The following is a 12,099-nucleotide window of genomic DNA, read 5'->3' as shown; positions in this document are numbered from 1 at the left end:
TATTTTTTTATTTTGATTTTTTGCGAAAATGGAAGGAAAATAGAGAAATGTGAAGGAAACAGGTAAAATATTCATATATATGGTTAAATTTAATATTTCCTTAATTGAAAACGTTTATAATATAATGAGTCGAATACGACATTAAGGCAAATAATGTTTCAATACATATTGCCTTTCCCTAATTTGGGCATACACTCCTTTCCACCTCCGTGTCAGTTGCAAAAATGTGCAACTATTTTAATGGAATAGAGTGTGTGCATTTTTTTTAGGAAGTTGTGCTAAATATAAAATGTTACTTTGTAATGACAAACAATAAACAAAATGGGATAATAGCAATATGTCCAAGTGGTAAGACCAATATTACAAAAGGGGCGATTGTTACATGCTAAATATAGAACAAATTAAAGAAATCATTCCTCATCGCTATCCATTTTTACTTGTTGATAAAATATTAGAAGTAGATGAAGGCAAAAGAGCGGTTGGGATTAAAAATGTATCCGCAAATGAAGAATTCTTTAACGGACACTTCCCTGACTATGCAGTTATGCCTGGTGTACTTATTGTAGAAGCATTAGCACAAGTCGGAGCAGTTGCAGTATTAAAGAAAGAAGAAAACCGCGGAAGACTTGCTTTCTTTGCAGGTATCGACAATTGCCGTTTCAAAAAACAAGTACGCCCAGGTGATCAGCTTCGTCTAGAAGTAGAAATGACACGCGTACGCGGTCCAATTGGAAAAGGAAAAGCAATTGCAACAGTAGATGGTGAAATTGCATGTGAGGCAGAAATTACATTTGCAATTGGTGATAAAAAAGAATAGATAGTACTAAAAAATCTCCTTGTGAAAAAGACAAGGGGATTTTTTAATTTATGCTATATAACGATGAAACAATAATATACAAACTAATCAGAAAATATCTTGTAAATAGATGGTAATTACCATATACTTACTTTATTATTTATTTAGAAAACAGGATAAGCGATAAAGGTATTAAAGAAATAAAGGCATTGTCATATTGTTAAGGTACTTAAGTAAGACAAATTAGAATGTTATTGATTATGATGAGATATGGGGAAATCAGCAAAAATATTAATTAGACGTATGAAATCGAGCATAAAAGAGAGAAAAGGGAAATGTCGCATTTCACAAAAGGAGATTATGAATATGTTCGGGAGAAAGAAAAGAAAACCATTACGACAATTAATTACACATAAAGAGCCTAAATCGCGTATTACAGAACAATACCGTAACATTCGTACAAACATTGAGTTTACATCTGTAGATAATCATGTTCGTTCTATTATTGTTACTTCAGCCGATCCAGGTGATGGGAAAACGACAACAATCTCAAACTTAGCAGTTGTTTTCGGACAACAAGGAAAGAAAGTTTTATTAATTGGAGCTGACTTGCGTAAGCCGACGATACAAAACTTATTTACCATTCATAGTTCAAATGGGTTAACGAACTTATTATCAGGACAAGCAAAACTTATGCAATGCATTCAAAAAAACAGATATAGAGAACGTATACTTAATGGCAGCACGCCAAACCCAGCAGAACTATTAGGAAGCCGGGCAATGGACGAGGCGTTGCTAGAAGCATATAACATGTTTGATATTATATTAATCGACACACCACCTGTCCTTGCGGTTACGGATGCGCAAATACTTGCAAATAAATGTGATGGAATCGTACTCGTTGTACGCAGTGAAAAGACGGAAAAAGATAAAATTGTAAAAGCGAAACAAATATTAGATAAAGCATCAGGCAAACTACTTGGAGTCGTTTTAAACGATAAAAGAGAAGAAAAAGAGCAATATGGTTATTACTAAAATATGAAAAAGCCAACAAAAAATTTTGTTGGCTTTTTGTTGTTTTCTGAAAATTCTTTATCAAGTTACACAATTTGAAAAAAGTGATAAAATAAAAATTTTGGAAAATGATTGGAATGTGTTGTCATATTTAAGATAATTTTGTAAGATTAAACTTGTTTCTTGTGAACAAATATAAAACTGAATTATTAAAAATAAAAAATGTAAGATTTATATGTTATAATTTTTCCTATGTGTAAATTTTAGAAAGTTGGAGGAACCTATGGAAGAAACAATTAGTCTAAAAGAGTTATTTCATATCTTAAAAAAACGTTTAGCAATGATCCTCGTAATCGCCTTTGGTGCAGCTATTGTAAGTGCTATCATTAGCTTTTTCTTCATGACACCAATCTATCAATCTTCGACGCAAATTCTTGTTAATCAGAAGAAGCAAGAAGGGGCAGCAATTCAGTACAATGAAGTACAAACAAATATTCAATTAACAAATACATATAAGGTTATTATAAAAAGCCCTGTTATTTTGGACCAAGTAAAAGAAAAATTAGGTTTGAACATAACAACACAAGAATTGAACAAAAAAATCGAAGTGGCTAATGAAAAAGATTCACAAGTCGTAGCGGTAACTGCACAAGACAAAGATCCGAAATTAGCTCGTGATATTGCTAATACAACTGCAGAAGTATTTAAAGGCGAAGTTGCGAAGATTATGAGTGTGGATAATGTTACGGTACTTTCTAAGGCTGAGTTATCAGAAGAATTATCACCAATTAAACCACGCCCAATGTTAAATGTGGCAATCGCTTTCGTTGTTGGTTTAATGGCTTCAGTTGGCCTTGCATTCTTACTAGAGTACTTAGATAACACAGTGAAAAAAGAAGAAGATGTGGAAAACTTACTTGGCTTACCAGTATTAGGAATTGTAGCTCGTATGGATGAAGAAACAATGAACGTGAAATCACACGCTCCATCATCAAGAAAAGTGAGGGGACAAACAATTGGCTCTTAATTTATTTAAAAAGAAAAAGAATCATCGTCAACGCCGTCAATTAATTGCTCATCAACAACCGAAATCACCAATTTCAGAACAATATCGTAATATTCGAACGAATATTGAATTTGCGGCTATTGATACGAATTTACATTCATTAATGGTCACGTCTGCAAACCCAAGTGAAGGGAAAACAACAACGACGGCGAATATGGCAGTGGTGTTTGCTCAACAAGGAAAAAAAGTATTATTAATTGATGCAGATATGCGTAAACCAGCAATGCATCAAATGTTCCAAGTAGATAATATTTTTGGACTAACAAATGTATTAACACATAGTGAACGTTTAGAAAAATGTGTGCAAACAACATTAGTTGATAATCTACACTTTTTAGCTTGTGGTCCAATCCCACCAAATCCGGCCGAATTGTTAGGTTCAAAATCAATGAAAGAGCTTCTTGGACAAGCATACAGCATGTACGACTTAGTTATTTTTGATATGCCACCTATTTTAGCTGTTACCGACGCACAAATTATGGCAAATGTATGTGATGCTTCTATTCTTGTTGTTCGTAGTGAATCAACAGAGAAAGAAACAGCGGTAAAAGCAAAAGGATTGTTAGAATCGGCTAAAGGTAAATTGTTAGGTGTCGTTCTAAATGACCGTGAACGTGAACAAGGATTATATTATTATTACGGTGCAAACTAATTAAAAGAGTGAGATATGGTTGAAACATATCTCCTTTTTTCCCTTGAATATGAGAAATCTCTCATATTCAAGGGAAAAAAGATCTTTATAGGAGAGAGGGAGGATGAAACAAATGATAGATTTACATTGTCACATTTTACCTGGTATCGATGACGGTGCACAAACAGTAACCGATAGTTTAGCGATGGCACAACAAGCCGCTTCAGAAGGAATACATACAATTGTCGCAACGCCGCACCATCAAAATGGAAAATATGTAAATGAACGTACCTCAATTATTCATCACGTAAAACAATTAAATGATGAACTACAACAACATAATATCCCACTTACTATTTTACCGGGACAAGAAGTCAGGTTATATGGTGATTTATTAGAAGACTATGAAGCTGGTAAAATCGTTACTTTAAATGAAACAAATAAATATATATTCATTGAATTTCCGTCGAATCACGTACCTCGTTATGCCGAACAATTATTATACGAATTACGTGTAAAGGGAATGATTCCAATTATTGTTCACCCAGAACGTAATGCCGAGTTAATCGAGCGGCCAGATAAGTTATATAACATTGTAAATAAAGGTGCATTAACACAAGTAACAGCAGGTAGTTTGCTTGGGAAATTTGGTAAAAAGATTAAAAAATTCTCACTACAGCTTGTGGAACATAATTTAACACATATGATTGCATCAGATGCACATAACACAACGTCAAGAGGATTTCATTTAGCAGAGAGCTATGAATTAATCGAGAAAGAATTTGGAATGAATGTTATGAGTGATTTGAAAGAAAATCCGTACTTAATAATTAGCGGGAAAGCAATTTATAAAGAAGATCCAGAACAAATTCGCCGTAAAAAATTGTTCGGTATTTTTTAATTGAAGAGTTTGGGTGATGTCTCCTAACCGTTATCAACGGGGGCACTCGGTCGTGCTGTGGGTAGAAATTTTTATTTCGAGCCTACCTTAGACGCTTGTCGTCGGGAGTATGACGTGAGGGTGGGTTAGATGCCCATAATTTATTTATGTTAGAAACTCTACTTATGGAGTTGTAAAGACGACCCTATAAGTAGGGTTTTTGTTATTGCTACATATAAATATTTAAATGCGGAGGGTCATAATTGAAAAAAGTAAGAAAGGCAATTATTCCAGCGGCTGGTCTTGGGACAAGATTTTTACCAGCAACAAAAGCGATGCCAAAAGAAATGTTACCAATCGTCGATAAGCCCACAATTCAATACATAGTGGAAGAAGCAATAGAATCAGGAATTGAAGATATTATTATTGTTACTGGAAAAGGAAAGCGTGCCATTGAGGACCACTTTGATCATTCTTTCGAGCTTGAGCAAAGCCTTTTAGAAAAAGGAAAGTATGAAATGCTTGAAAAAGTACAAGCTTCCTCAAAAATTAACATTCATTACATAAGACAAAAGGAACCAAAAGGGCTAGGACATGCAGTATGGTGCGCACGTAAATTTATTGGAAATGAACCATTTGCGGTACTACTTGGTGATGATATTGTGCAAGCGGAAACACCATGTTTACGCCAATTAATGGATCAATATGAAGGTACACAGTCATCGGTTATCGGTGTACAAACAGTACCAGAAAACGAAACACATCGTTACGGCATTATCGATCCAATTGAACAAAACGACCGTCGTTATCAAGTGCGCCAGTTTGTTGAAAAGCCAGCGGTAGGTACAGCACCATCAAATTTAGCGATTATGGGTCGTTACGTATTAACACCAGAAATTTTTATGTTCCTTGAAAGTCAACAAACAGGTGCAGGTGGGGAAATTCAATTAACAGATGCGATTCAACGATTAAATGAAATTCAACGTGTATTTGCATATGACTTTGAAGGTATTCGTTATGATGTAGGCGAGAAGTTTGGCTTTATTAAGACGACAATAGAATTTGCCTTGCAAGATATAAATTTAAAAGAAGATATGATCACTTACATGAATGAAGTATTAAAAAATAGTAATTAAAAATAATTTAACTGGGGGAGTGTCAATTGAGTAAAACTTCATTGGCTAAAGTTGAAATTTTAGAAAATGAGGAAGTACATATAAAAAAGAAAAGTACATCCTATGTTTTTATTAAGAGAGCTTTAGATATTATAGGAGCTATTATTGGGTTAGTTATCTTCTCTCCATTTTTTCTAGTAATTCCATTTTTGTTTTTACTAGGAGAAAATAAGGGGCCTGTTTTCTTTAAGCAGGTAAGGATAGGCGAAAAAGGTAAAGAGTTCCGAATATATAAGTTTCGTACTATGATTGTAAACGCAGAAGAAAAATTAAAGAAAAATAAGGAATTATACAGGAAATATTTAGAGAATAATTACAAATTAGAACAACATGAAGACCCAAGAATTACTGGGTTAGGCCGATTTTTAAGAAAAACTAGCTTAGACGAAATCCCACAATTTCTTAATGTATTAAAGGGGGAAATGAGTCTAGTTGGCCCACGCCCAGTAGTTGTAGAGGAGTTAGAGGAGTACCAGGAGAAAGTACATGAATTTTTATCTGTAAAACCAGGGGTAACGGGTTATTGGCAGGTAAGTGGTAGAAGTGATGTAGGTTACCCTGAGCGTGTAGATTTAGAATTATACTATGTTTATAATGCATCTGTTTGGTTTGATATTAAAATTTTACTATTAACAGTAAAAAATGTTTTATTAAGTAAGGGTGCATACTAATTATTTAGTGTAAGGAGATTGGAAAATGAAAATATTAGTAGTTGGTACAGGATATGTTGGTTTAGTTTCAGGAGTTTCTTTGGCTGAAATTGGTCATAATGTTACATGTTTAGATATTGATGAAATGAAAGTTCATAAATTGCGAGAGGGTATTTCACCAATTTATGAACCAGGGATTGAAAAATTAATTAAAGATAATCTAGATAAAGGCACACTGTCTTTTGAAGTAGCGAATAATAATAGCTATAGAGATGCTGATGTGATTTATATTGCGGTTGGTACGCCAGAAAAAGAAGATGGTTCAGCAAATTTATCATATATTTATAAAGTTTGTGAGGATATTGCGAATTCAATTACAAAAAATGTAGTTATAGTAGTGAAAAGTACGGTACCAGTTGGTACAAACCATAAAATTAAAGCGTATGTCGAGGAGAATTTAAGCGATAAGGAACTAGTTGTTCAGATTGTTTCAAATCCAGAGTTTTTACGAGAAGGTTCTGCCATTGAGGATGTGTTTAATGGAGATCGTATTGTAATTGGAGCAGATAATAAAGAGGCTGGAAAGATAATTGAAGAAATTAATAAACCTTTTAATACACCTATCTATATGACGAATATAAATAGTGCAGAAATGATAAAATACGCATCAAATGCATTTTTAGCTACAAAGATTAGTTTTATCAATGAGATTGCTAATGTTTGTGAAAAAGTAGGGGCCGATGTAGAGAGCGTAGCATATGGAATGGGATTAGATAGCCGAGTAGGGAATCAGTTTTTAAAAGCTGGACTCGGATATGGAGGATCTTGTTTTCCAAAAGATACAAAGGCCTTAAGAAAAATTGCAGAAAATGTGGATTATGATTTTTCTTTATTAAGTGCTGTAATTGAGTTTAATAATAAACAGCAGAGAAGGCTTTTAAATCAAGCTATAGAAGATTTTGGAACTTTAAAAGGGAAGTCTATAGGAATATTAGGTCTTGCATTTAAACCAAATACGGATGATATTCGTGAGGCTGCTTCATTGGCAATTATACCAGAACTTATAGAAATGGGAGCAGAAGTAAAAGCATATGATCCTGTTGCTATTGAGAATGCAAAAAAAGTACTATCACCAAAAGTAAGATATTTTGAGGACCCAATTGAAACAATAAAAGATACTGACGCAGTGTTTATTTTAACTGAATGGAACGAGATTAAATCTTTAAGTATAGAAAGCTTCGTAGAAGAAATGAAAATACCAAATATATATGATGGTAGAAATTGTTTTGATTTAGAAAACATAGAAGAATATAAAGTGAACTACTATTCAATAGGTAGGAAAAACATTAGCAGAATAAACAGAGATATTTTGGTGTGAATATAAAATAAATAGGTAACTACTCAGCTTCTTCAAATAAAAAAACAGGCCAAATACATGTTTCCGATTCGAAAACATGAAAAGAAAATACTCCAATCAGAGAAAGAATCTATGCCAAATAGAGAAATTCTCTTATGAAGTCGTGTTATTCCAAGGAACCGTTCTAGTTTCTATGACTTGGTTTATCGCTTGTAAGACCGATTGTTTTTGTTTTTTCATGGTACTCATAAAGCTTCGTATCTGACAAAAAGATTCTGCGCCTTTCTTACTTCGGAAAGTCCCAGACACTTTCTGTTTTACTTTCGTCATCCGAATATCCCGTTCTGCTTGATTGTTATCAAATGGAATGGCTGGATGTTCTAAAAACGCTAGAATTCTGTCAGAATACTTGACGAAGCGATTCCATAAATTTTGAGAAGGCGTCTGCTTTCCTTTCTTCTTTTGTTTCGTGGAAAGAATCTGTTGTTCTTTCAATATGGATTGATACATAATAAACAGATTCTTTTGCGTCGCTTTTGGCATGGTACCTTCGGATTGCTTTTTCATCGTCAACGCTTGCGTTAGAAATTTCTGCATCTGTTGTGCCCATTGTTCTCCAGTACTATCTATAATTCCTTGTAAATCTCGTAAGAGATGGGCATTACATAAAACGTGACGACAATCTGTATACGCATCATACGATTTCCAACCATCATGCATCGCAATTCCAGAAAAAGATGGCAAGATTTCTCCAGCATCCATTGCTTCTTTTCCACGTTTTTGATGAATATGTTGCAATGTCACCTCCGGTGTACTGGCAGTATGTAACCATTGTGTTTTGTTTTCTACACGCATACCAGTTTCATCAAAATGGACAACAGGAGACTGCAGAATCTTTTCCTTTACTTCTTTTATGAATGGCTGCAATTGAGAAGCGAAAGCCTGTGTATGATTTACCAGGGTTCCTTCGCTTATAGAATGTCCAAAACAATCCTGAAAGAATTCTTTTGTTCGCTTCAAAGAAATGCATTGATAATGCGTTAAATAGGGAATCAGTCTTTTTATATTTGGACCATATTGAACAGGACGAGATACTGTCGAAGGAAATTGGGCTTCTTGGATAGAATGGCAATGTGGGCATTCTTTCTGTTCTACTTTATGTTCTGTCACTTCGATCTGAATAGGTGGTAAGTCATACACTTGGCGAATGCGATACCCTTTTACAGGCTCGTGGTTCAAGGAAGTATGACAACAAGTACAATATGTAGGAGAATGTGTAATCGTATGATCTGGAGTCGCTGTCAAACCAAGAGTATGTCCCTTGTGGCCCAACTGGCCACCCGTTTGACGATGAGACGGTTTGCGCAAACTTTTTGTAACGGGCTTACCCAAACCATCTGTAGAAGGTGGCTTATGACTATTTTTGGAGTTTTTTTTTGAAGCATTTTCTAGTTCTTGTATACGTTTTTCTAACTTAGAAAATGTTTCTTCAAATAAAGAAATAACAGCTTCAGGTCCTTTTTTATATGTATCTAAAATAATTTTTCGATCGACCATAAGATTCACCTCCCCTGTTTGATATACTCAGTATTTACAAATGGGAGGCATATGAAACTAGTAAAATTTAAAAAAGACACCGAAAGGTGGCTGAGTAGTTACATAAATAGATAAATTCCAATGATTTTTTGTTAAGTAATTATTGGAGATATAAGGAAGGTTTTAATGAATTATAAAGGATTAGTAAAGTATATAGATTATCTATTATTCATGATGCTTTTCTACTTGACATCAATAGGGATTATTAGGACGGTTTTTCCAAAAGATAGTATGATTTTACTAATCTATGGATACTATAGTGTTCGAATTATTTTATATATCTTTTTAGAAAAAGGAAAGATTTACTTTTCTAAAAGTATAGTGTGTATTTTAATATATGCATTTGTATCTTTTATGTGGTCAAATTATCCAAGTGAAAGCTTTAAATCTGCAGTTTTTTATTTGATCATGCCTACGCTAATAATGTTTTTTTTAATTAGCGTATATAAGTTTAAAGAGATATTGCGCCTTATTTTTGTGGTAGGCTTGTTTATTACTGTTGTTTCACTATTCACTATTCAAATAGAACCAGATAAAGGTATTGCATCCAACGGTGAGTGGATTGGTGTGTTTGTACATAAAAATCCATTAGGCTTTTCAATGTTTTTATATGCTGTTCTCACATTTTTCTATTTTCTTGATTCTGAAAAAATGTATAAAAAAGGAATTTATTTATTGATAATGCTTGTCCAGGGAATAATTCTTTTAAACAGTGGTTCTGTAACTAGCTTAGTAATATTATTACTAGGTATTTGCTTAACCATAACTTTAGCCTTATACCGAAAGGTGAAAAATAATTATTTAAGAATGATGTTTACCTCGCTTACTTTAGGAGCAGTTTTTACCTTTGGGATTTATTTAGCTATGAATATTAATAATATATTCGGGTTATTAGGAAGAGATCTTACTTTTACTGGAAGAACGAGTATATGGAATGCTATTTTCACAATGATGAATAATCATTGGATATTAGGATATGGATTTGATAGCTTTTGGATTAAAGATAGTGCAACCAAAAATTATGTTGATTTTTATATGTACACAGATGTTCCACATGCACATAATAATTATATTGATATCGTTGCTAATATGGGGATTATTGGATTATTAGTAGTGGTACTAAGTTTTATTTGTTATGTAATAAATAATATGAGAATAAATGCAAATAAAAAGGAGCTAATGGATTACTTTTCAATTGTATTTTTGATTTTATTATTTATTCATGAATTTAATGAAAGTTATTTTATTAGGCCTATGACCGTAAGTAATGTTTGGTGTCTGTATGTTCTTATGTATATGGGAATTAAGTTGAAATTGAAAAATATTAAGGTCTATAGAAAAAAAAAATAGTAAACCTAATGGCGATATTTAGTGCTAAGGAAGTTTTTAGAGTGCAGGGGTTTTAAAGATGAGAACAAAAAAATCTTTTATAAACATAATTTATAATTTGTCATTTAATTTTATTAATTTGTTTTTGGGTTTCTTTTCTAGGGCCATATTCTTACAGATTTTTAATACTGATTATCTAGGCTTAATTACTATCGTAACTAATATCATTGGCGTAGTAAGCTTAATGGAATTGGGTGTGTCTGCTGCTATTGCATACACACTTTATTCTCACCTTCAAGATAAGAATTTTAAGAAGATAAACGAGTTAATGAAATTTATAAAAAAAACCTATAGTATTATAGGTTTTTTAATATTAGGAGTTGGAGTTTTAGTAATTCCTTTTTTTGATATTATTTTTAAATCCAATCTTAGTAGTATAGAGGTTTATGTAACGTATTTATTATTTTTAATAACTACAGCCTTTTCATACTTCATGACATATAAGCATGTATTAGCTATTTCAGATCAAAATGCTTATGTTATTACAAGAACAACGGGGATAATAAGAATAGTAAAAACAGTTATCCAAATTACAGTAATACTATATACTAAGAATTTTTTGGCATGGGTTATTTTAGAATGTTTAGGAAATGTAATTACTTATATTTTAATTAATAGAGAGATTGATAGAAAATATTCTTGGTTAAATCTTACATCATTAAAAAAATATAAGGAATTAGCGAGAGATAATAAAGGTGTTTTAACTAATATAAAAAATATTATGGTGCACAAAATCTCGGGAACAGTTACTACACAAACTGATAGTATAATAATTTCAATTGTTTCAACTACAAGAGATATTGCATTATATTCTAATTATTTACTGATAGTAAATGGATTAACAACTATTATTTCGCAAATATTTAATGGGTTTACTGCTAGCATAGGTAATTTAATATCTGAAGGAAATAATAAAAAATCTTATAAAGTATTTTTACAGTTATATTATTTAGAATTTTTTATTGGTATAAGTGCTTCATATACGTTTTATAAGCTAGCAAACGAGTTTATTGGGGTATGGATTGGAAAAGAGTATGTTTTTACTCAAGCATTAGTTTTTGTTATTGCGTGTAATTTCTTTATCCAAGTTACTAGAAGAACGGTAGATTATTTTAAAGACGGTTATGGGATTTTTTGGGACGTATATGCGCCATTGATCCAAGTTATTATAAATTTATTTGTTTCAATTTATCTTGGTGAAATGTATGGTGTTATAGGAGTGTACTTGGGGACTTTAGCGAGTAGTTTACCTATAATTGTATTTTGGAGGCCGTATATATTATTTAAAGCAGGATTCAAATGCAGTGTTAAGTCCTATTTTATGCACTTTACTTTATTAACAAGTATCTCTCTTGGAACTATAATCGTCGTGGAAAATATAATGAGTTGGTTCACTATTAAAGTGAATGGCATAGGCACTTTATTGATAAATGGAGTTATGATTTTTTCTTCTATAACGATTATATTGTTTATTTGCTTGTTGCCAATTTCATATTTTAGAGCAGTGATATTTAAAATTTTAAACTTTTTAGTTAAGCGTTAAGT

General features: G+C 32.4%; 11 protein-coding genes. 10 read left to right on the top strand and 1 reads right to left on the bottom strand.

Features of this window, described 5'->3' with window-relative positions:
* Window positions 1–382: 382 nt before the first annotated feature.
* From fabZ to MHH55_RS27080, 8 genes are all read left to right on the top strand, one after another.
* The gene (gene fabZ, locus MHH55_RS27115; protein WP_000931956.1) at window positions 383–817 is read left to right on the top strand and encodes a 3-hydroxyacyl-ACP dehydratase FabZ; all 435 of its coding nucleotides are present in this window, start codon (window positions 383–385) and stop codon (window positions 815–817) included.
* Window positions 818–1,162: 345 nt separating this feature from the next.
* Window positions 1,163–1,831 (top strand): polysaccharide biosynthesis tyrosine autokinase, encoded by a 669-nt coding sequence (locus tag MHH55_RS27110; RefSeq protein ID WP_176116529.1) that lies wholly within the window; start codon window positions 1,163–1,165, stop codon window positions 1,829–1,831.
* 262 nt (window positions 1,832–2,093) lie between these two features.
* Window positions 2,094–2,837 carry a YveK family protein gene (locus tag MHH55_RS27105; RefSeq protein WP_060634685.1) on the top strand — a complete coding sequence of 248 codons (744 nt, stop codon included), beginning with the start codon at window positions 2,094–2,096 and terminating at the stop codon, window positions 2,835–2,837.
* Complete coding sequence (locus MHH55_RS27100; protein WP_016099316.1) at window positions 2,827–3,528, top strand: CpsD/CapB family tyrosine-protein kinase; 702 nt, start codon at window positions 2,827–2,829, stop codon at window positions 3,526–3,528. Before MHH55_RS27105 ends, MHH55_RS27100 begins: the two co-directional genes overlap by 11 nt.
* A 112-nt stretch (window positions 3,529–3,640) precedes the next feature.
* Window positions 3,641–4,408 (top strand): tyrosine-protein phosphatase, encoded by a 768-nt coding sequence (locus tag MHH55_RS27095; protein WP_050293046.1) that lies wholly within the window; start codon window positions 3,641–3,643, stop codon window positions 4,406–4,408.
* Between the two features lie 242 nt (window positions 4,409–4,650).
* Window positions 4,651–5,523 carry a UTP--glucose-1-phosphate uridylyltransferase GalU gene (gene galU, locus MHH55_RS27090; protein ID WP_075676672.1) on the top strand — a complete coding sequence of 291 codons (873 nt, stop codon included), beginning with the start codon at window positions 4,651–4,653 and terminating at the stop codon, window positions 5,521–5,523.
* A gap of 56 nt (window positions 5,524–5,579) precedes the next feature.
* Complete coding sequence (locus MHH55_RS27085; RefSeq protein WP_371862108.1) at window positions 5,580–6,233, top strand: sugar transferase; 654 nt, start codon at window positions 5,580–5,582, stop codon at window positions 6,231–6,233.
* A gap of 25 nt (window positions 6,234–6,258) precedes the next feature.
* Window positions 6,259–7,590 (top strand): UDP-glucose dehydrogenase family protein, encoded by a 1,332-nt coding sequence (locus MHH55_RS27080; RefSeq protein WP_075676668.1) that lies wholly within the window; start codon window positions 6,259–6,261, stop codon window positions 7,588–7,590.
* 132 nt (window positions 7,591–7,722) lie between these two features.
* Here MHH55_RS27080 and tnpC read toward each other — a convergent pair whose 3' ends face one another.
* Window positions 7,723–9,126: an IS66 family transposase gene (gene tnpC, locus MHH55_RS27075; RefSeq protein WP_100910632.1), complete on the bottom strand. Its 1,404-nt coding sequence runs from the start codon at window positions 9,124–9,126 to the stop codon at window positions 7,723–7,725.
* A 165-nt stretch (window positions 9,127–9,291) separates the two neighbouring features.
* On the opposite strand from tnpC, the gene MHH55_RS27070 reads away from it, so the two are divergent.
* Together MHH55_RS27070 and MHH55_RS27065 are read left to right on the top strand one after the other, a co-directional pair.
* The gene (locus MHH55_RS27070; RefSeq protein WP_078187509.1) at window positions 9,292–10,515 is read left to right on the top strand and encodes an O-antigen ligase family protein; all 1,224 of its coding nucleotides are present in this window, start codon (window positions 9,292–9,294) and stop codon (window positions 10,513–10,515) included.
* A 58-nt stretch (window positions 10,516–10,573) separates the two neighbouring features.
* Window positions 10,574–12,097, top strand: coding sequence for a lipopolysaccharide biosynthesis protein (locus tag MHH55_RS27065; RefSeq protein ID WP_078187510.1), 1,524 nt, complete (start codon window positions 10,574–10,576; stop codon window positions 12,095–12,097).
* Window positions 12,098–12,099 lie beyond the last annotated feature (2 nt).

The organism is Bacillus sp. FSL K6-2944, assembly GCF_038005385.1.
Taxonomy (GTDB): domain Bacteria; phylum Bacillota; class Bacilli; order Bacillales; family Bacillaceae_G; genus Bacillus_A; species Bacillus_A cereus.
This window is presented reverse-complemented; position numbering and strand designations above follow the sequence as displayed.

What these genes read in the sequence shown, in the direction of transcription:
- MHH55_RS27095 (WP_050293046.1), top strand. Translation starts at nt 3,641, where the DNA reads ATGATAGATTTACATTGTCACATTTTACCTGGTATCGATGACGGTGCA.
- MHH55_RS27105 (WP_060634685.1), top strand. Translation starts at nt 2,094, where the DNA reads ATGGAAGAAACAATTAGTCTAAAAGAGTTATTTCATATCTTAAAAAAA.
- MHH55_RS27080 (WP_075676668.1), top strand. Translation starts at nt 6,259, where the DNA reads ATGAAAATATTAGTAGTTGGTACAGGATATGTTGGTTTAGTTTCAGGA.
- tnpC (WP_100910632.1), bottom strand. Translation starts at nt 9,126, where the DNA reads ATGGTCGATCGAAAAATTATTTTAGATACATATAAAAAAGGACCTGAA.
- MHH55_RS27110 (WP_176116529.1), top strand. Translation starts at nt 1,163, where the DNA reads ATGTTCGGGAGAAAGAAAAGAAAACCATTACGACAATTAATTACACAT.
- MHH55_RS27065 (WP_078187510.1), top strand. Translation starts at nt 10,574, where the DNA reads ATGAGAACAAAAAAATCTTTTATAAACATAATTTATAATTTGTCATTT.
- MHH55_RS27070 (WP_078187509.1), top strand. Translation starts at nt 9,292, where the DNA reads ATGAATTATAAAGGATTAGTAAAGTATATAGATTATCTATTATTCATG.
- fabZ (WP_000931956.1), top strand. Translation starts at nt 383, where the DNA reads ATGCTAAATATAGAACAAATTAAAGAAATCATTCCTCATCGCTATCCA.